27 protein-coding genes are annotated in these 18528 nt (G+C 67.1%); 1 reads left to right on the top strand and 26 read right to left on the bottom strand.

Going from position 1 to position 18528, the window contains the following annotated elements; genetic code table 11:
• Nucleotides 1-121: 121 nt before the first annotated feature.
• From AAHG09_RS07030 to AAHG09_RS07075, 10 genes are all read right to left on the bottom strand, one after another.
• On the bottom strand, nucleotides 122-1108 hold the full coding sequence (locus AAHG09_RS07030) for a glycosyltransferase family 8 protein (RefSeq protein WP_342106255.1): 987 nt from the start codon (nucleotides 1106-1108) through the stop codon (nucleotides 122-124).
• A 402-nt stretch (nucleotides 1109-1510) separates the two neighbouring features.
• Entirely contained in the window at nucleotides 1511-2125 is a 615-nt protein-coding gene (locus AAHG09_RS07035; protein ID WP_342106256.1) for a hypothetical protein, read from the bottom strand.
• Nucleotides 2122-2445, bottom strand: coding sequence for a hypothetical protein (locus AAHG09_RS07040; RefSeq protein WP_342106257.1), 324 nt, complete (start codon nucleotides 2443-2445; stop codon nucleotides 2122-2124). The genes AAHG09_RS07035 and AAHG09_RS07040 overlap by 4 nt, the downstream gene beginning before the upstream one ends.
• Nucleotides 2442-2963 (bottom strand): hypothetical protein, encoded by a 522-nt coding sequence (locus AAHG09_RS07045; protein WP_342106258.1) that lies wholly within the window; start codon nucleotides 2961-2963, stop codon nucleotides 2442-2444. The genes AAHG09_RS07040 and AAHG09_RS07045 overlap by 4 nt, the downstream gene beginning before the upstream one ends.
• A 5-nt stretch (nucleotides 2964-2968) precedes the next feature.
• Nucleotides 2969-3577 carry a diacylglycerol kinase catalytic domain-containing protein gene (locus AAHG09_RS07050; RefSeq protein ID WP_342106259.1) on the bottom strand — a complete coding sequence of 203 codons (609 nt, stop codon included), beginning with the start codon at nucleotides 3575-3577 and terminating at the stop codon, nucleotides 2969-2971.
• 11 nt (nucleotides 3578-3588) lie between these two features.
• The gene (locus AAHG09_RS07055) at nucleotides 3589-4068 is read right to left on the bottom strand and encodes a hypothetical protein (protein WP_342106260.1); all 480 of its coding nucleotides are present in this window, start codon (nucleotides 4066-4068) and stop codon (nucleotides 3589-3591) included.
• Nucleotides 4069-4116: 48 nt separating this feature from the next.
• The gene (locus tag AAHG09_RS07060) at nucleotides 4117-4275 is read right to left on the bottom strand and encodes a hypothetical protein (protein ID WP_342106261.1); all 159 of its coding nucleotides are present in this window, start codon (nucleotides 4273-4275) and stop codon (nucleotides 4117-4119) included.
• A gap of 28 nt (nucleotides 4276-4303) precedes the next feature.
• Complete coding sequence (locus tag AAHG09_RS07065; protein ID WP_342106262.1) at nucleotides 4304-4618, bottom strand: PadR family transcriptional regulator; 315 nt, start codon at nucleotides 4616-4618, stop codon at nucleotides 4304-4306.
• Nucleotides 4615-5355 carry a hypothetical protein gene (locus AAHG09_RS07070; RefSeq protein ID WP_342106263.1) on the bottom strand — a complete coding sequence of 247 codons (741 nt, stop codon included), beginning with the start codon at nucleotides 5353-5355 and terminating at the stop codon, nucleotides 4615-4617. Before AAHG09_RS07070 ends, AAHG09_RS07065 begins: the two co-directional genes overlap by 4 nt.
• Before the next feature lie 11 nt (nucleotides 5356-5366).
• On the bottom strand, nucleotides 5367-6050 hold the full coding sequence (locus AAHG09_RS07075) for a hypothetical protein (protein WP_342106264.1): 684 nt from the start codon (nucleotides 6048-6050) through the stop codon (nucleotides 5367-5369).
• Nucleotides 6051-6155: 105 nt separating this feature from the next.
• Here AAHG09_RS07075 and AAHG09_RS07080 point away from each other — a divergent pair, with 105 nt between their 5' ends.
• Nucleotides 6156-6323: a hypothetical protein gene (locus AAHG09_RS07080; protein WP_342106266.1), complete on the top strand. Its 168-nt coding sequence runs from the start codon at nucleotides 6156-6158 to the stop codon at nucleotides 6321-6323.
• Between the two features lie 36 nt (nucleotides 6324-6359).
• On the opposite strand, the gene AAHG09_RS07085 is transcribed toward AAHG09_RS07080, so the two are convergent.
• The 16 genes from AAHG09_RS07085 to AAHG09_RS07160 form a co-directional block, all read right to left on the bottom strand.
• The gene (locus AAHG09_RS07085; RefSeq protein ID WP_342106268.1) at nucleotides 6360-7208 is read right to left on the bottom strand and encodes a hypothetical protein; all 849 of its coding nucleotides are present in this window, start codon (nucleotides 7206-7208) and stop codon (nucleotides 6360-6362) included.
• A complete protein-coding gene (locus AAHG09_RS07090; RefSeq protein ID WP_342106269.1) occupies nucleotides 7208-7624 on the bottom strand; it encodes a hypothetical protein in 417 nt (138 codons plus the stop codon). Before AAHG09_RS07090 ends, AAHG09_RS07085 begins: the two co-directional genes overlap by 1 nt.
• A gap of 4 nt (nucleotides 7625-7628) precedes the next feature.
• Nucleotides 7629-8366 (bottom strand): hypothetical protein, encoded by a 738-nt coding sequence (locus AAHG09_RS07095; RefSeq protein ID WP_342106270.1) that lies wholly within the window; start codon nucleotides 8364-8366, stop codon nucleotides 7629-7631.
• Between the two features lie 4 nt (nucleotides 8367-8370).
• On the bottom strand, nucleotides 8371-9063 hold the full coding sequence (locus tag AAHG09_RS07100) for a hypothetical protein (RefSeq protein WP_342106272.1): 693 nt from the start codon (nucleotides 9061-9063) through the stop codon (nucleotides 8371-8373).
• A 47-nt stretch (nucleotides 9064-9110) separates the two neighbouring features.
• Nucleotides 9111-9590, bottom strand: a complete 480-nt coding sequence (locus tag AAHG09_RS07105) for a hypothetical protein (RefSeq protein ID WP_342106273.1) — start codon at nucleotides 9588-9590, stop codon at nucleotides 9111-9113.
• Nucleotides 9587-10138, bottom strand: a complete 552-nt coding sequence (locus AAHG09_RS07110; RefSeq protein ID WP_342106274.1) for a hypothetical protein — start codon at nucleotides 10136-10138, stop codon at nucleotides 9587-9589. The genes AAHG09_RS07105 and AAHG09_RS07110 overlap by 4 nt, the downstream gene beginning before the upstream one ends.
• A 107-nt stretch (nucleotides 10139-10245) precedes the next feature.
• The gene (locus tag AAHG09_RS07115) at nucleotides 10246-10644 is read right to left on the bottom strand and encodes a hypothetical protein (RefSeq protein ID WP_342106276.1); all 399 of its coding nucleotides are present in this window, start codon (nucleotides 10642-10644) and stop codon (nucleotides 10246-10248) included.
• Nucleotides 10645-10654: 10 nt separating this feature from the next.
• Nucleotides 10655-11185 (bottom strand): hypothetical protein, encoded by a 531-nt coding sequence (locus AAHG09_RS07120; RefSeq protein WP_342106277.1) that lies wholly within the window; start codon nucleotides 11183-11185, stop codon nucleotides 10655-10657.
• Nucleotides 11186-11261: 76 nt separating this feature from the next.
• On the bottom strand, nucleotides 11262-12446 hold the full coding sequence (locus AAHG09_RS07125) for an apolipoprotein O family protein (RefSeq protein ID WP_342106278.1): 1185 nt from the start codon (nucleotides 12444-12446) through the stop codon (nucleotides 11262-11264).
• A complete protein-coding gene (locus AAHG09_RS07130) occupies nucleotides 12439-13221 on the bottom strand; it encodes a YmfQ family protein (RefSeq protein ID WP_342106279.1) in 783 nt (260 codons plus the stop codon). Before AAHG09_RS07130 ends, AAHG09_RS07125 begins: the two co-directional genes overlap by 8 nt.
• Nucleotides 13214-14311: a baseplate J/gp47 family protein gene (locus tag AAHG09_RS07135; RefSeq protein WP_342106280.1), complete on the bottom strand. Its 1098-nt coding sequence runs from the start codon at nucleotides 14309-14311 to the stop codon at nucleotides 13214-13216. Before AAHG09_RS07135 ends, AAHG09_RS07130 begins: the two co-directional genes overlap by 8 nt.
• A gap of 3 nt (nucleotides 14312-14314) precedes the next feature.
• On the bottom strand, nucleotides 14315-14803 hold the full coding sequence (locus AAHG09_RS07140; protein ID WP_342106282.1) for a phage GP46 family protein: 489 nt from the start codon (nucleotides 14801-14803) through the stop codon (nucleotides 14315-14317).
• 6 nt (nucleotides 14804-14809) lie between these two features.
• Entirely contained in the window at nucleotides 14810-15988 is a 1179-nt protein-coding gene (locus AAHG09_RS07145) for a phage baseplate assembly protein domain-containing protein (protein WP_342106284.1), read from the bottom strand.
• Nucleotides 15989-16030: 42 nt separating this feature from the next.
• A complete protein-coding gene (locus tag AAHG09_RS07150; RefSeq protein WP_342106286.1) occupies nucleotides 16031-17125 on the bottom strand; it encodes a phage baseplate assembly protein in 1095 nt (364 codons plus the stop codon).
• A 9-nt stretch (nucleotides 17126-17134) separates the two neighbouring features.
• Nucleotides 17135-17809 carry a hypothetical protein gene (locus tag AAHG09_RS07155; RefSeq protein ID WP_342106288.1) on the bottom strand — a complete coding sequence of 225 codons (675 nt, stop codon included), beginning with the start codon at nucleotides 17807-17809 and terminating at the stop codon, nucleotides 17135-17137.
• Nucleotides 17810-18328 (bottom strand): DNA circularization N-terminal domain-containing protein, encoded by a 519-nt coding sequence (locus AAHG09_RS07160; RefSeq protein ID WP_342106289.1) that lies wholly within the window; start codon nucleotides 18326-18328, stop codon nucleotides 17810-17812.
• Nucleotides 18329-18528: the final 200 nt, after the last annotated feature.

An 18528-nucleotide genomic window follows, 5' to 3' on the forward strand; every position in this document is an offset into this window, starting at 1 on the left:
CATCTTTGATAAGGATCATCGTCAGAGGGCACAGGGGGCACGATGCGCCCGGCAGCAATGCGATCCGCGGATGTATGGTGCTTGAGTAGAGATTGCTCCGTTAATGAAGAGCAAACGCCGCTCAAACCGCAGCGTGCTTTTCAAACTCACGGATCTTTCTTGCTATCGATTTGGTTTTCCAAATTCTAGAGTCCATAAATTTTTTCACACGCTGTTGAACTATATAACGGGCTACTGTCCGTTTTGACATTGGACGGTAATAATTTCTAAGTTGAGGATGGGCGCTGATCATATCAACATAAGGACTGTGAGCAGCTTTTCCCCAAGGCATGAACGGGCCATGCCAAGGTCTTGGGTTGGACATGAAATGTTTGATGTGCTCGCTTTCGATAAAATCGTATTCAAAAAATTCAAAGAAAGCTGGATAATTCCACTTCATTGATATTAGGGATATGCTATCCCCAAACGCCACATTCATTGCGTCCTGCTCTGTAAAGAAGTATTTTGGTAAGTTCTTTTCGCACTGTTTCTGAATTTCAAGATCTATAGCTTTGAGATCGGATCTTGCGACGCGGAAGACTCCAGAATTGATATAGCGCCCGGCGATATTGCTGGGAAGTCCGATCGAATGGAGATACGCTGTAGTCTTCAGCGATAACCTATCTGGTTCGCCGAATAGTAGCGCCATAGGGTCTGGCGCGGCAAATATCCTACCAGAGGGTAGAGGCGCTTGGATCAACGGGTCAATGCTTGCATATATTTGGGTATCGCCATCTATATGAATGATATTTGTGTATGTGTTGCTGAGTAGTTGATCGAGGAAGTGTCGGGCCATGTAGATTGGCAAATCTCTGATTTCGCGTCTATCGTGAAACTGCACTGAGACGCCGAGATTTTTTGCGACTTCTCGCAACATTGATTCTTCATTGTTCTGAAAATCAAAACCAATGATCAGGACATCTGCTTTACCTGTCGAGATATTCTTGCGTGCCTGAGCTGCGCTTAGAAGGGTGGGCAGGAAATAGTATTTGTCAGTTGTATAGCAGAAGCAGCAATCAGACATGAGGGCTCCAATTGAATGGTCGCTGTCTGTGTCGGCGAAGCTCATAGCGCGAATAGTGATACGTTTGCAACGATAATTTGCCATTTTGAGTATTAAATGGCGGCGGTCAAGCGCTATACGCTTAGCGGATCGCAGGATCAGATTTCGATCGAAGGAGCAAAAAAGCCCCGCGCGGCTAAGCCGGCGGGGCTGAGTACATCCTTGAGAGGAGGGCGGTCCGTCGCAAGCGGCGGGCCAGCCGGCACGAAAAAACCGCCGCGGCCGGAGCCGGGCGGTTTGAGGTGGTTCGTGCTGAGGACCAGAAGGCCGATCTACGCGCGGGCTATCGCGGAGGTTCCGATCAGCTCGGCGGCCGCTGCCGGTCCGCGACCCAGCCGCCGACGAACAGGCCGATGATCAGGCCGACCCCGATCAGCATCATCGCCTCGCCCATGTGGGTCCAGATCATCAGCTGGGCGGCCCATCGTGCGGCGGCAGTGCGCCGGTCTGGAACACATCACGGGTCCAGGCCGGCATCATGTCGATCAGCGGGCGCGGGTCCGGCCGGACCGCGAGCGTCACGATGGACAGCGCCACCGACGCGGCGAAGCACAGCGCGGCGAATGCCTTGTTCCCCCGCGGAATCACCCCGTTTGCGGCCCCGCGCGGGATGACGTGCATCACCGCGGCGACGATGTAGATCACCTTCGGGATCGCGAAGAGTTCGGAGTTCAGGAACGTCGGCGGCATGCCGGCGAGCCGGGCGATCGCGGTGAGCCACGCCTGCCCGTCGGTCGCCAGCCAGCCGAGCACGATGCCGACGATCAGGTAGTCCTGCTTGTCCTGCGACGCGATACAGATCGCGTAGACGGCCCGCGGCAGGTAGAAGAACAGGACCATCGTCGCCATCGTCCCCTGCACAATCGACAGGACGATGTTGACGTCGTTGTTCGGAGCCAGCGCGTTCAGGCCGAGGTAGAGGAATAGCAGCCCGACGCTCGACAGCCCGATGACGCTGCGCACGTTCTCGGGCCCGGGCGCGTCGTACACGCTGTGCCGGTCCGGCATGTCGAAGCGCTTCACGGTTTCGGCTCTCTGTCGCGGCGACGGGGCTGTTCGATGTTGGAGAGGGCGCCGGCAGCGAGCTCGCGGACCTCGCGCATGAAGCCCCAGGTTGGGCTCTCCTGCTGCTCGCGCTGCTTCTCACGGATGACCTCGGCCTCGCGCTCGACGCGGCCGCGCATCTCCGCATCGGCCGCCACCACGCGCTTGGCCGCGACCATCTTGCGCCGGCCGGTGATCGATGCTCGGCGCAGCGCCGCCTCGACGCGCTCGACGTGGTCGCCCGCGCCCGGCGGCTGAATCAGGTTGAGCGCGATGGCGAAGGCCTGCCAGATCTTCACGGGCTGCTCCCCCGGTTTCGGAGGAGGTCCTCGCGCAGCTCCCTGAAGCGCTCGACCAGCGAGCCCATCACCTGCGAGACGCCTGCGAGACCGTGCTCGAGCTTGGTGCCGTTCACGCTGACGAGGTTCGAAAGCTCGCCCAGCGCCTGGGCCCGGGTATCCAGCGAGGCGCGCAGGCCCTGCAGCACCTCCCGGTCGCGGTCGTTGGCAGAGGCGACCGTGTTGAGCCCGGTGACGGCCCGCTCCGCGATCTCCTCCAGGCGGGCGCCGAGCGCCTTGTTCTCGTTGTAGAGGAACTTGATCACCGCCCCGGCGATGCTGGCGCCCACCACGATCACCACGGCGAGCACGACGACGATCGCGCCGTACTCGCCCCGGGACAGGAAGGTGTCGGCGGCCTTCCCTGCGGTCACAGCGGTGGTGATCGCCTCCGAGACCTGGGCGTGGCCTACCGTCGAGATCGCCCCGGCGAGGATCGCCAGGGCGAAGGTCGCGGCGCGGCGGGGCAGCCCGCGCACCGGCGTCAGGCCCGGGCGGCCGGGCGAGCTGCCGGATGCGCCGGCTTGCGGGTGACCACCGCCACCTTCGTCACCGGGTTGATGGCCGGCTTCCAGAACGTGCCGGCCTCCAGCTGCTCGAGGAGCGGGTCCAGCACGTTCGCGGCCCCGGCCGTGTCGTCGAGGTGCATGGCGCGGAAGATCTTCTTGGCGACCTCCGCGTGCCCGCCCGCGAGCTTGATCACCCAGGCGGTGAACTTGTTCACGTCGGCGCGCTCCATCGCCCGGCGGATGGCCTCGGCCAGCACCTGCGAGCCGACATGCACGTCGAGGTGCATGCCCTTCGTCGCGCCGACCACCGCGTTGACGCCGTAGGCCAGGAACGCCTCGACGTAGCTCTGGATCAGCCGGTCGGTCAGGAGCAGCCGGAGCGCCGGGGCGACCCGGGCGACGGCCGAGATGGCGAAGCCGGTGAGCAGCGGCACCAGGAAGGCCTGCAGCGTCTGGCTGATGCCTTGGATCCAATCGCCGCCCGGCAGGACGACGAGATCCGAGCCCTTGGTGACGACCTCGGCGGCGAGGGTGGGGACGCAGGCGCAGACGAGCGCTAGCGCCGCGAGAACGATGCGGTTCATGGTGGTTGGCCTCACTTCGTCTTCGTGCCGGTGATGGTGACCGTCTTGCCGTTGATCACGACGGTCCGGGTCTTGGTCTCGCCGACGGGGGTGTCATCCTTCTCGGCGGGCGGCTCTGTGACGGGCTTGTCGGCGGTGTAGGCGCTGGCCGGCGCGCCGAGCACGGTGCAGAGCGTCGTGACGGCCTGTCCCGCGGTCACGCCCGCGGTCGACCCGGCGGCGAGCGCCACCAGGATCTGCGCGACGGTGGCCTCGGTGACTTGATACTTGCAGCCGGTCTTCACCCCGGCCGCGACCTTCGCTTCGAAGGCGATGGCCTGCGCGGGCGTGAATCCGAGCTTGGCGAGGTTGGCCGGGGTGAGCACCGTCGAGGTGATCAGGTTCGGGTTGAGACTCGCCGTGATCTCGGCCTGCGAGGCGGTGAGGTTGCAGGCGGCGAGCAGCGGCAGGACGCAGGCGAATGCCAGCGCCCGCAGAGCGATGCGGGTCATGAGGTGGGTCTCGCTGTCGGGATGCCGGGAGCCGCCGGCGCGGAATGATCAGGCGCGGATCAGCAGCCACGCGAGGGCGATGACGAAGCCGAGCACGATGAAGCCGAGGCCGGCCATGATGGGGAAGGCGCCGGCCACGCGCTCGTCGGCCGAGCCGCGGCCGTTGGCGACCACGGCGCCCCAGGCGAGGAGCGCGATGCCGATCAAATGAGGCCCAGGATCAGGAGCTTCATCGTCAGCCCCCGAAGAACGGTGCGACGAGCTTCCGCCACAGCCAGTTGCCGGCCCCGATGCGTAACTGGACCTTCACGGGCCGCATGGCGCCGACCTGTTCGCGGCCGGCCACGGTCAGGGCATAGACGCGACGCCGCGGCTCCGGCCCCTCATCCCAGGTGCCGATGATCAGGCCCTCGCGCTCCAGCGACGCCAGCGCGGGGTAGAGAGAGCCCGCGCCGATCCTGGTGGCCTTCGAGATCCCCGCGCCGGACCGCGCCGTGATCGGCGCGGACGCGAGGTGCGACAGGATTATCGCTGTCGAGCGCTCGCTCATCGCCGTTTCCCCCTGTGAACGATGTGGTGGACCGCGGCGGCGCGCTTCTTCACGGCCACGGGTTTGCGCGCGGGGGCGGCCGGCTTCACGGGTTCCGGCGCGGCCGCGGGCGGCGCCGCAGGTGCGAGTGCGGGAGCGGGATCGGCGCTCACCCCGTGCTTCGCGGCGATCAGGGCGGTCCGGAAATGGGCGAAGTAGCCCGCGATCAGCGCGGCGTGGTCGGTGCCGTTGATGATGGCCCGGGCCCCGCGCGGGTTGCTCTTCCCGTGCCCGAAATAATCGGACAGCTTCTTGCCGGTGAACCAGCCCTCGATCATCCCGTGGAACAGGATGGCAGCAGCGATGTCAGGGCGCAGCGCGAGGTCCGGCGTGCGGGCCAGATCCTCGTCGGGCTTGAGCAGCCCGAGCTTCCGCAGCTTCTCCGTCACCTTGACGTAGTTCGCGAGCCACGTGAGCTGCACGAGGCCGCGCCCGTAGTAGATCTGCTTGTGCGGGCCGGCCGGGCGACCATAGGAGCGGCCGTGCCCGCGGCCGATCTCGCGGATCGGCTGCATGGTCGGGCCGGCCTCGCGGAACGTCGTCGCGAATCCATAGGCTAGCGGGTCCGTCGGCAGGGCGGCCGGGCACGCGTCGAGGATCGCGTCCATGCCCCGCACCTGCTCGTCGGTCAGGCTGCCGCCGAACAGGGAATCGCGCACGTGGTCGAAGAAGGCGGCGCGATCGAGAATAGCGGCCATGGCTCAGCGCCTCACTTCGCCGCCCGGCGCGGGGCTCGCGCGAGGTACGGAGCGCATCCCACAGTCCAGTCGCCGCGGAAGATTGCCTGGGCGTCCTCGACGCTGATCCTGCCGGCGCACAGGGCACGCCCGACGCTCGCCTCGCACCGGTCCTTGACGTGGAAGCCGAACGGCCCGTCCGCTCGCTGCGGCCACAGGTTGGCGATCGACCCGCGTGGATTGCCGCCGCCGACGGTGAGCGGGATGCGGTGGTCGATCTCGCACCCGCCTGCACCGCACCAGCCGCCGTGCTCACCCATGATTCCGTAGGCGCGCCGCGCGGCAACCTTCTCGGTGACGGTGACATGTCGGAACTCGCGCGTGGCGTGCGCGCAGATCGCGTGCCGGTCGGCGGTGCGGACCGCCCCCGGGGTCAGAACCGGATCCGGCCGGGTGCCATCGCTGTCGAGCGCGAGCGCTGGCCCGATGCCGAACACCATCACGGTCAGCGCAGCCAACGCGCACAGCCCGCGCGTCGATTCCCGGCCGGACCGGACCGAGGCGACGACGAGCAGCAGGAACACGCCGATCACGGCGCCGCAGACGATGCCCCATTCGAGGCCGCTGGGCACGTCGTGTATGCTGACGACGGCGCCGGCCCAGGCATGGCTGGAGAGCGCGCAGGCAAGCGCCAGCGCCGCGAAGATGCGGGTCATAGGAGGTCCTCAGAAGGAGGCGACGTGGAAAGCGGGGACGGCTGCGCTGCCGCAACGATCCGATCAGCGGTCGAGGCGCACAGGTGGATGTCACCGGAGGCGACGATGGCGGCGTGGCTAGTTGATCAGTGGCAGGTGTGGCGCGGCCGGATCGCGGTCGGACTCATCGTCGTGGGTGCGATCGTGAACGTGGCGATGCTCGGCACAGCCGCCCTAGCGATCCTGTACGAGGCTAGCAGCGTTGTCGGTTTGACCCGAACGAATCTCGGCTAGTTCCCTGATGCCCGAGCATGCCATTTGTCGCGCGGCTCAGGACGCCATCAGGATCAGCGGTCTACGTCGCGGAATGATGATCCCGCCCGTCATCGGCGCTGCCGTTGCATAGGGATAGCTCGACGCCAGGACGCCACCGTTGCTGGTCTGAAGAAGGTATTTCCAGGCGAGCGAGCCAACGATACGCTGATCTTGGTCTGTGGTCGGCGTGTAGTACAGGGCGATGACTTCAGATATCGGTCCGGACCAAAGATCGACGGGATTGTTGCCCGACCCGTAGTAATAGCCACCCAGCATCATGTGCGTAGGGGCGAGCAGGCCGGAGGCGGCCGCCGTGACAGGCGTGCCGCCGTTGACCGCGACGTGTGCGTTCGTACCGTCGAAATCGACCCGCACGATACAGGGGCTGGTGATCGGGTCGGCGCCCGTCACGATCAGTCCGTTGCGCTCAATCTCAGCGACGCCGGACGTGTTCGACGACGACTTGAGGATTGCCGCGCACTGACTGTCGGAGAAGTCGGCGGTGTTCTTGTTGAGCGAGATCGCCCGCTTGCCGTTGTTTCCCGAGACGAGGGACAGGACGGCGTAGATCGTGACCGCGTTGCCGTTCAGCGACATCAGGGCATCGAGCAGTTGCCCGCCGGAGAACACGACGGCAGGCTGCGCGCCGGCAGGGACGGCGAGACCAGTCGCGCTGTAGGTCGGCTCCATTCCGCTCGGCGCGGCCCAATCGCCTGCGTCCGATCCCCGGTTTTTCCAGGCCGTGGCCTTTCCGCTCGACTGCGTGACGTCGACGCCAGCCGCACGCGCGCCCAGACCGTCGACCGTCATCCCCTGCTTGGCGGGCGCCGGGGACAGGTTGTTCTCCGCGAACCACAACGTCATCAGCGTGCGCCGACGATCGTGAAGGTGATGTCGGACAGGGCGCTATCGACGTTTGCAGGGGCCTTGAGCCGGAGGACGTCACCTACCGCGATCGCAACTGCCGCTTGGGTCGAAAACGAAGCCAGCGTGCCGCTCGCCGCGAATGTCAGGGTGGCGATCGTGGTCTCGGTCGCGGAGCCGGCCGGGATACGGGTCAGCGTCCAGGCAGCACTGGCGTTAGCGGCGGTCAGCGCCCGAGCGATGCTGCCGGCGAGGTTGGCCGGCAGGGTGAAGGCGACCGGCGCAACGAAGAACCCGATGACCTCTCCGGCCGCAGGCTTCCCGACGCAGGCCAGCCCGATGTCGTAGCGGATGAACGACTTCGGGATGGCATCCGCGGCTCGACTTGGCGCGGCTCCGAGTTGCTGGCGGGCCACCGGATCAGCCGAAGATGACCGCGCGGTAAGCGCCCGACGCCGGTGCCGAGGCGAAGGCCAACGCCACGGTGTTCGTGGTCGGCCGGGTCACGTCGCACTCCACGGTCTCACCATTGGCGGTCGCATAGACCTGCACCTGCACGTCGAGGGTGCCGAGCGAGTGGGTGACCGTGATCGAAGTGGACGAGCCGTCGCCGACGTTGGTCGACATCTTCGATGGGATCTTCGTGGCATCGACTGCGAAAGCCTGCCCTGTGAGTGTCAGGCCAGATCCGGCGGTGTAGGCCACGCCCACGCCGAACTTCGCGAAGGCGACCGAGGTGGAGCCTACCGTTATCGGGTCATCGGTCGTGACCGTCCAGGCGGTGTCGGCGTTGGTCGTGCCCTCGTCAACGTAGAAGGCCGCGCCCGCATTCAGGTTGCCGGTGCCGCCGTCGGCCGCCCGGGTCAGCGCCGAGGAGGAGCCGTTCCAGATATAGACGCCGTTCTCGGTGGCTGTGGTCTGGTTCTTCAGCAGGACGCGATTGCCTGCGGCCATCGTGACGCCGTCGAGCGAGGCGCCCGGGCTGGAGACGGTCACGTTGCCGGTCGACGCCGCACGGACCGCGCCGTGCCAGGACAGGCCGGCCAGCAAGCTCTGGATCTGTGCGAGGTTGACCGCGTCGGCCGGCTGCGTGCCGGCGGCGACGTTCTGGACGCGCTGGCTCTGCGCGTCGATACCGTTCAGGAACTTGCGAGACATCAGATCACCCCAGGAGAAGCGTGCCGGTGAAGGGTTGGGCGAAGACGACCGTCACCTGCCCAGGGGCGTGGTAGACGTCGGTCTCGACCTGCTCTCCGCTCGGGAGCAGCAGGGCGACGGCGGGGCGGTAGCTGCGCCCGTGGTTGGCGGTGAAGCTCGCTGCGGCGGCGATCGAGTAGGAGAGCTGCGGGTCGGCGCCGGACCCACCGCCTCCAGCCGGCCCCTGTGGTCCAGGAGGCCCCTGCGGGCCAATCTGAAGCGGCGGCGTCGTCGCCTTGCCGCTCGCGGCCGGTCGGCCGCCGTACAGGAAGCCCGCGCCCAGCATGGCGAGCGCCGAGTCGGACGCCGGGTAAACCTGAAACGTGATCGTCTGCGCGCCGAACCACTCGTCCTTGGTCGAGCCCACCACGGTGCGGTGGAAGTCGAAGCCGAGAACCGTCTTCTGTGCGGCCTGCCAGCCGTCGCGCGCCGCCACCGGGACGTGGACGTTCACCGCGACGGCCTTGCCGGTCTGGTTCAGCATCCACGCTAGAGAGCCATCGTCGGTCGAGACCGTCGCGATGGCCGGGCCGCCCATACCAGGTGAGATCGCCGCCTCAAGACGCGAGCCGGTCGGGTCGAAGGGCGAGAGCAGCGGGACGACGATGTCCCAATCTGCGGTATCAATGACAGCGGTCGGGCCGTAGCCAGCGGGCATGCGGGTGGCTCCCGGCGTGCAGGATCAGAGAAGAAAGCGGCTGCGGATCAGCCGGCGATCTGCGCGAGGTGGTCAGCGGCGACGAACACGGCATCGATGTCGGCGCTGGCCATGTCGAACTGACTCGCCAGCGCGGCGATGAAGGCACTCTGGCGCGAGGCATAGTTGCCCATGGTCCAGGCGAAGAACACGGGCGCGTTGCTCGCTTCCATACTTGGTACGGGCGGGGAGGCCGCTGCGTCCCCGACGATCGCGGCGTTGATGGCGTCGTACTTGCCGTCCTGCTTGAGAGCCGCTTGCGCAGCCCACATCGGCACCTGCTGCGGGATCACGGGCGCGGGCGCGGGTGGCGTATAGTCGGACAGGCTCGTGCCGTCCCACTTGCACAGGTTGAGGCGGTTCTTGGCGACCTCGTAGATCTCGGCCGAAACCTCGACCATGCCCGGCTGGGCGACATTCGAGGCGAATGCCTCCCGGACGATCATGTCTCCGTCGAGCCCGATGCAGTGGACGAGGGCGTCGCTCACGAGTTCAGGCCCTCCAGGTAGGCGCCGTTCACGGCGAGCGTGTTGCCGCCCGTGAGGTTGGACCCATAGAGCTGCACCGAGTAGCTGTGCCCGACGGTCAAGCCGGTCAGGGTGAAGCCCGCGGTGCAGTGGGTCAGGACGCCGGCCTGCGCCCCGCACACGCCGCTCGGCCCGTTGCTCGCCGCGGTGGCGGCGGTGGTGTCGGTCACCGCGATGTACAGGCCGCCGTTCTGGGTCGCGCCCGAGCTGCTGAAGTAGGCCTTCGCCTCAATCTTGAGGTTGGTGGCCGTCGCGGTGAAGGTGACCGGACTGCCGATCGGGGTGCCCGTGGCGACGTTCGATACGTTGCTGAGGCTGGCGCTAAAAGCTGTGGTCGCGCGACCGGCCCCGGTGGCACCCGTCGCGCCGGTCGGCCCTTGCGGTCCAGTCGCACCGGTAGCGCCCGTCTCTCCCGTCGGCCCCTGCGCCCCGGTTGCGCCGGTTGGACCCTGCGGGCCCGTGGTACCTGTCTGGCCTTGAGACCCGGTGGCCCCGGTCGCACCCGTCACCCCCGGCGGCCCTGCCGGACCGGTCGGACCCGGCGGACCAGCGATCAGGCCAACCCCCGATCCCGACGCTTGCGCGGCCGGGCGGACCGTGACGATGGCCCCCGTGATCATCGCACGATGCCCTGCACGATGGTGACGGCGATCTGGGCGATGGTCTTGCTGTAGCCCTCGGCGACCGCCTGCACCTCGCCGACGTAGGAGCCCGGGGCGATGCGCGCCATAGTCGTGTCGGGGATCGCCAGGGTGACGATGTTCATCCCTCCGGTGCTGCTCCAGGACAGCGTGCCGTTCTGCGGCAGGCCGTTCAGCGACCCCGATACGCTGGAGGCGACGATCTGCGCCTCGGCATCCGCCTCGGTCCGGCGCAGCATCATGTTCAGCGTGATGCCAGCGCCCGAGATCGGGTTGCCGGACGCGTCGACGTAGGCCCACGCGTCGGTCCAGTCCTCGTTGGTCCCGGTCGAGACCGGGAACGAGACGCACGGGAGGCTGAGGATCTGGGTCACGGGCGCGGCGTCAGTTCAGCGATGGCCACGCTACGGCGTCGACAGCCGCGCAGGCGTCCTCGATGGTGCCGGCCTTCTCAATGGCGGCCTTGCCCTTCAGCCGCGTGTCGCGGATCGCCGCGCCGGCAGCGACCCAGCCCTTGCGAGCGGCGTCCACGGCCCGGGCCTCGCCCGGGATGTCCACCGTAGGCTTACCGGTGGTCGGATCGACGCTCGTGCCGACCGATGCGGCGAGCATGGGATAGTCGGCGGCGTCCGCTTTCGTCGTGTCGGCCAGCGCCAAGATGGCGGCGGACTCGCGCTGCGCCTCTTGGTACTCCATCGCTTGCCCAGAACCGGGCGTGATCAGCGACAGGCGCAGAGTCTCGGCGTGATCGTCGATCCAGCCCTTGAGCACGCCCTTCACCGCCGGCAGCAGATCGGCCTCAGGCAGGGACCAGGGCGCAGCCTGGAGTTCGCCGAGCGTAGCCCCGCGATAGCCGGTCCCGGCGACATCAAGGGTGAGCGGCGTGGCCGACAGGCGGGCAAACGCGGTCGTCATGGGCTGTCCGGGGTTGGCGAGAGGACGGGGCGGGGGCGGCGCAGAGGTGACGGGCGCTGGTCACGCCCGCGGCGGATCAGCCGGAGGTGACGTTGCTCTGGTACTGAAGCGGGTTGGTGTTCGGGTTGCCGCCGGCCGCGATGCCGAGGAACAGGTGGCCGGCCGCGCCCGAGCCGAGCCCGATCGTCACGATGGCGCGCAGCGGGATGCCGCCATTGTTACCCAGGAGCGAGCCGGCGCCCGCGCCATCCACGTTCAGGCTCGCGCCACGGATCAGCACCGCGCCGCCGTTGTCGGAGCGGATGTGGTCGGCGAAGGTCAGGCCGGCCGGCTGGATCGGCAGGCTGAAGCCGAGGTAGTTCGTGGTGAAGGAGGCGGATCCGAGGATCCACAGCCCGGCGGTGAACGAGGTCCCGTCGTTAAGCGGCGAGTTATCCGCCACGGCCTTGAAGCTGACCTGGCGGTTGGTGGCGGTCCAGCCGCCGTTGCCGTCGGGCGTCCCGCCGTACATCGACAGGGCGCCGAAGAAATTGCGCCGCCGATTGATCTTGACGTCGCCGAGCAGCACGATCGCGGTGCCGACGTTCTGCTGCTGATCGAGGACCGCGTCGATGTCTTTGCGCGGCGTCTGGGACGTCAGGCCGTCGTTGCCCTCCGACCCGCTGGTAGGGTGGACGAAGAGCTGCTGCTGGGCAGGACGGTTGAGGAAGTAGGCGTTGAGGTTGGCCGTCGTGGCGCTGCCGAGCCCGCCGCCGGAGATCAGCACATTGCCAGCGCCGTCGGCCTCGAAGCGGTAGCGACGGCCGGCCACGATATCGCCGACCAGCAGTGCTGAGCCGTCCTCTCTTAGGATCGGAAAATCCTGATACAGCCCGGCCGAGCCAAGGTTCATCAAGCGCAGCTTCGGCGACGTGGTCGTGTTGGCCGCCGACGCGACGGCAGCGAGGCGCATTCCTTGAAGGAGCGCCGGCAGGATCAGGCCGGAATTGGGAATCGCCAGCGTCGCAACCGCGAGATCGCCTGTACCGGTGAGCGAACCAGCCCAGATGCCGCCGCGCGACATCGCCTGCGTCCACTGGAACAAGTTGGTGCCGTCGGCCGCTAAGCCGCCCATCGCGACGAGGCTCTCGGCCTCGTACTGCAGCTGGTTGAATGTCTCGGCGTTCGGGATCGACCCCTTCACGCCGTTCAACGGATCCGCGTTGGTATACTTCGGTGTCGGTGTGACGCCGATCTGATCGTAGGGGGCCTGTCTAAGCATTGCCGATCGCCACCTGAGAATAGTCGAAGATGATCTCGCCGTGGCCGGGCTTGAGGCGCCGGAACAGGCATTCGAGGTCGGTCGCGAGGCCGAATTCGCAGTGATAATCGACGCCGCATTGACCGACGCCCATACGGAACCAGCGCAGGCTGGTGTTCAGGATGGACACCCGCCACAGGAACCGGATGTTCGGGGCACCGATGCGCCAAACCCAGTCGTCGCCACCGCTCTGCGTGATCTCGCACAGATGATCGGTCCCGCAGTGGCCGGCCCCACAGCGGAAGTAATCGTAGGTGAGTTCGCCGGACGGTCGCGTCTCGCCGCATCGGCTGATGCCGCACACCACGGGGCGGTACTCGTAGATCCGGATCTGGTAGCCGAGCTGGGAAGCCAGATCCTCGAAGAACGGGATGTCCTGCCGGCCCTCCAGGGTGAGCTTTCGGATCAGCGCCTCGCGCCGCAATGCGAGGTTCTGCACCTCGGCGTTGCACGGGTCCGGCAGACCGAAGGCACGTTCCCAGTCCGGCAAAAGCTCGTAGGTCTGCCGTGGGTCGGTCTCGACGAACAGCAGGTCGGCCGCCCGGGCATCGACCTTATCGCCCCAGACTTGGGCCAGCCCTCGGGTCAAATCCGACAGCGCCTCAACGTCGCCGCGTGGCGTGTCATCGCCGGCCGCGGGCGCCTCGGCCCGGGGCCACGCCGCACCGACAGGATGCAGGTCATCGAAGCCCTGCGCGTAGTCGTCGGCCGAGCGACGGACGAACTGATCAGCCACCGAACGCGACAGTCCCGAGCGTCGCCATGCAGCCTTTCGACGGCATGATCGCGTCTGTGGTGGTGAGGTCGAAGTAGTCGATGCCCTCGGCGGCCGAGATCGCCTCGGACTGCCAAGCGGCCCAGATCGTCTGCGCGGGGACGAGGCTGCCGTTGACAGCCCGGGCCGGCGCGGCGCGCTGCTTGATCATGGCGGAAAGGCTCGACAGGGCGGCGCTCCGCGTGGACGGCGTGTCGGGTGACAAATTGCTGATGGAGAGGTTGACCGGCTGCGGTACCGGCGGGACCACGTAGATGTCCGAGACGGTGACCGGCCGAACCGTCGCGATGTGCGCGGCGACCGCGTCGCAGTCGGCCTGGATCGGGTAGCCGCTGAGGTCCGCCCGCAGGTCGTCCATCATGAACCGAACTGTGACGGTGCCCAACGCCACCTCGTGCGGCGCGCACCACGCGCGGGTCACGCCTGGCACCTCTCGCGCCCAAGCCACGTAGTCGTCGGCATCCCCACCCATCGGCGGCTTGCGGATCCGGAACAGCACCCGGTCGCGAAGGCTGTCGACGCTCTCGATGTCGACGCCGTAGCTCGTGATCCCGGTTACGGTCGCCGAGGCGGTGACGCCCGAGATCGCCGCGACGAGCGAGAGAGCTGTGCCGACCGGCAGGTTGCCGACGACACCGGCAGTGAGCGCCCGCACGCTGATCGGCGTCAGGACGCTCGTGCCGCCCAGCGTCGCGTCGGCGGCCGTCTGGAACAGGATGCCACCCTGCGAGAACTGCGTGCCCTGCGAAACGACGGTGCCGACCGGCCCGGACAGCGTCGCGGCGAGCACAGCGTAGGTCGCCGCCTTGCGCCCACCGGGCAGGAAGATATCGGCCCAACGCTGGAGCATCTGCTCGCCGGCGCGGTCGGGCAGGTACTCGTCGGCCTGCCGGAAGATGTACTGCAGCACGAGGAAGGCGAGAGCGCCGTTGTCGTCGGCGAGGATGCCGGCCGGGCAGTTGCCGGGCAGCGCGCCGACGCGCAGCGCCTCGATGACAGCGTCGCGGCTCAAGCCGCGGGTCTCGGGCAGCGTGGGGATCGCGAGCGGCATGCGTCAGGCCCTCGTCCCATTCCATAGATCGGAGAACCGCAGCTGGATCGACGGCAACGGCCCCCGATAGAGGGTCGCTGTCACGCGAATGCCCTCGACCCCAACGCGCTCGCCCGCCACGCTGAGCCTGGACGCCACGCCCTTCTGCACGAAGGGCTGTAGGCATTCCCGGGTGTAGTCCTCGGCCCGGGCGACCGTGCTGCCCTGACGCGCCTCAGGGCCGGTGATGGTCACGCGCGACAGAAGCCACAGCCGCGAGCCGATCGGCCAGCCATCGCGGATCCCTGAGGCGTCGAGGTCGCCCCACCAACCCCGGCGGTCTGTGTCCCCTGGGACCGGCAGCACATCGTCGGGCCGCGCCAGCCGGTCCGTGCCCAGCGCGACCACCGCGCAGTCGACGAGATCCTCGTGCGGGTCGCGCTGATCCACGGGGGTCAGGAGCCACGCGCGGGTCACCGCGGGGCGGGAATGAACGTCGACGATGTCGGGCATCCGGCCTCAGTTCTGGCTGAACAGCATTGACCGGGTCAGGCCCTGCACGAGGCGCTGCTGCGGGGCGAGGAAGCCGAGGCCGGGACCGGCCCCGTCGATCAGTGCCTGGAGCACGCCGCGCAACTGCTGCACCTGCCCAACCACCGGGTTCTGCCGCGCGAGGTAGTCCACCTGCGCCTGAAGCGCCGCGGCCGCCGCGCCCGCGATGTCCGGCGCCAGCGGCGCGTCAGCAAGCGCCTCGATCCGGGAGAGTAGGCCGTCGACCTGGGCCGCCACCGGGTTCTGAGCGATCAGGTTGGCGATCTGCGCCTGGGACTGAGCGATGAGACCCTCGACGCCGCCCGACATGACGCTGGCCGCGGCGAGCAGGCGGGCCGGGTCGAGGAAGTCCTGCAGCGCTGCCTGAACCGCGTTCTGGAAATAGGCCTGCAGCTGGCCGGCGGCGAGCGCCTTCATAATCGCAAGGCCTGCCGGCGAACCGCTGAGCGCCGCGGTAACCTGTGCAGCCGCGTTGATTGGGGCCAGCGCCGGCACGACGCTCTCAACGTTCGCCCGCAGCTTCGAGACCACGTCGAACAGGGCGTGGTGGGAATCCTTGAGCTGGGTCAGCTGGGCGACGAGGCCTTTGAGCTGCTGGTTCAGTTCGTGGTTGCCAACGGTCTCGGGCTTCGTTCCGGCTGTCAGGCCGACCGTCTTGCCTACAACAGTGGTGGCGTCCGTCGAGGTGGTGGCCAGCGTGCCCGCGGCCTTGCCGGTGATCGACGTAGACGGCTTCTTTTCGGCCGTCAGGTTCGCGCCCTGGTTCTTGGCTTGCCCGGCGCCCTGGTCGGCGCTCACCCGCAGATCGAACCGTTTCGGGCTGTCCAGAACGATGCTGACTGGGCCGAGGTGGATCGTCTGCTTGTTGGCGTCGGCAACCGCCGTGTCGCCGGGCTTCATCCCGTTCGGGCGGAACCGGCGGTCGGCCGCCGGCAGCGCGATCGGGTGCGAGTTGTTGCCGGTCAACGTGGCGAGGATGATCTCGGCGGCGCCCCGGGCGTCCGGCGGCATCGGGTAGTGTGTGACGCCGGCTGGGTGCCAGTGTTCGACGTCAGTGCTGATCTCGTCCTCTCGGATCTGCACGCCGAGAGTCTGCATGAACGGGGAATCGTTCACCGACCTGATGATCGCCCGCGACAGCGACATCGCTACGCGATCGCCAGAGGTGCGTGTTGTCGTGCGCCTCATTCAGGCCCCGTAGACCTGTGGCGGGACGCTGCCGCCCTGGATCGTGCCGATGCCGTTGTAGGCCTCAGGCAGCACGAGGGTCAGCGTCGTCATCGTGCCACCCGCGTTCTGGGTCGAGGTGACTTCCTGAATGGCGAGGTTCAGTCGGTCATCGGTGAATAGCATCGGGCTGTAGACGCTCACGGGCTCGCCGATGTGCTCCAGCCAGAGCGTGTCCTGATTGGCGAACCAGCCCTGCACCACGATGGTGACCTGAACCTGGCTGCCGACATCGTGCGCGTTTTCGTGCTGCGCCCGCATTAGCGCATCGGCCTTGTCGCCCGGCTGCTCCATCATGAAGCGGTTGACGGTCTTGTTCGGCACCGCGGGGTTCTTGGCGCTGCCGGTTACATCCCGGGCCGCGTCCCCGAAACGCTGATCGTTGCCGGTGTTCTGGCCGATCGCTTGATGCTCGGCGTAGGCCCCGTTGTAGTCGAAGACGGCCGACGCCGAGAGGATGTTACGGCCCTCCTGGAGGTCGGCGATGCCGTCGGCCGCGCTGCCCATCCGGTAGCCGACGATGTTCTCATCCATGTCCGAGAACATGAAGACGTTGCGCATCCGGCAGAGCCGCTCAGCGAAGTTGAACAGCAGTTCGCCCGTTTGGACGTTGACCTTCTCGAACACCTTATCGGCGCCGTCGGTGCTGCCCTTCAAATTGAACTTGATGCCGTAGGGCTTGAAGACTGAGTTCAGGATTTGGCTCAGCGTATAGTTTTTGAACTCCCCCTGATTGTGGTCGACTGTCGCCTTCACAATTTCGCCGGTCAGCGACGTGCCGCCGATCTGTAGGCCATGCTGATTAGCATCGAACGCTGGCTGGCGGTGACGGATCTGGCCCCGGATCACCCGGCGGCCCGCGAGAAGCACCTCGCACGGGTCCCCGATTTTGAGCTTGAGACCAGCGAAGTTCGTGGCGCTCTCGATCGGCGACGCGGCCGTGAAGGTGAAGGTCGGCACGACCGACATGCCGGAGCGTGTGACAGAGACGCTGTCCCAGTTCGCGTAACGCTGCCCGCCGACCACAATCTCGGCGAGCTCGGCCTGCTTGGGCATCGCTGACCCTCAGAAGGACAGGGCGCGCCCCGCGCGCGACGCGAAGAGCGGGTGCACGATCTCATTCTCGGCCACGAGCTCGTCGGCCCGGCCGGCGTCACCGTAGAGACGCTGAGCCAGGGTGAGCGACGAGCGCACGCGGCCGAACGAGTAGTTCACCAGCTTCGGCAACGGGCGCGACCGGTCGGCAAGGTCCCGCACCATGGCGGCCCGCAGCCCGACCAACGCCCGGTATCCTGCGGCGTCGCCAGCATCCGCGGCTGCGCCCTGGCAGGCGTCGAAGGCAGCCGTGACGAGGCCGAGCACCCGATCTACCTCGTTGCGGCTCGCGTACATTGTCGCTGCGGTGATCCGAGCTTCCTGGATACAGCAAAACATCTGACCGCGTGACTGGATCAGAGCCGACCGGGCGTCCGCCGCCGGCAGCGCCGCGATCGTCGCGCGCAGCCGTTCCATCGTGTCGACCGTCATGCCGGTCTGCTGGGCGAGGCTGAAGCAGCGCGCCAGCGGGGCGAACAAAGCCGCCTGCCGCAGCAAGCCCTGGGCGTCCGCGCGGAGGTCGCCGACGGCAGCTTCGAGATCGGCGCCGGCCGCCGCGAGGTTCTCGGCGCCGCTGAACGACAGGATCGCATCGAGGACAGCCCCGATCAGGTCGAGCGTCGGCTGGTCGCGGCGCAGGCTCATTCAGGCACCCCCGCCGGTCAGCGGTCGATTGGGATCTCGCAACGCATACAGGCCCTGATCCCCGCCAGCGGCGACCGCCTGCTCGGCGCCGTTAGCGCTCATCTGCACTTGGTTCTGCGTCGCGGCCGAGATGGTGAACGCGGCGTCCTCGCCGGCCTCGAAGAACGGGATCTCGATCTCGCAGTAGCCGCCCCGGTCCTTGCGCTCGACGAGGTTGTAGACCCCATTCTTGACCTCGAACTCGCCGAAGGTCGGGTGCACCAGCGTGCCGACGCCCTCGGTTTCCAGTTCGAGGATCAGGTCATCCCGCATTTCTTGGTAGTCGGGCCCGACGCAGTAGGCCGTAACGGCGAACGAGCGGCCCTTCCGACCCATGTCCTCCGGGTACGGCATGTCCCGTTTTGGAAACTCGTGCGGGGCGATCCGCCGGCCGCCGGACCGGGCGCCGACCTCGACGTAGAAGGGCGCGCCGCGGAACGATGCGGGGCGGAGACGATCGCGCCAAGGGCTGTCAGCCATTCACGCCTCTCGACAACCTACGCGCGATGGCTACCTTGCCGGCCATGCGCATGATCCTCGCCACCCTTGCTATTGTTGTCGCCGCCTGTGGGGCCGGGGCGGCAGAGCTGCCGACAAAGGGGTGCCCAGCCTCTTTCATCGCTCGCTGGCGCGCGGATAAAGAAGCGACGATGAACAATATGCCTAGGCAGCCATGCTTG

The organism is Methylobacterium guangdongense (assembly GCF_038442355.1).
Lineage (GTDB): Bacteria > Pseudomonadota > Alphaproteobacteria > Rhizobiales > Beijerinckiaceae > Methylobacterium > Methylobacterium guangdongense.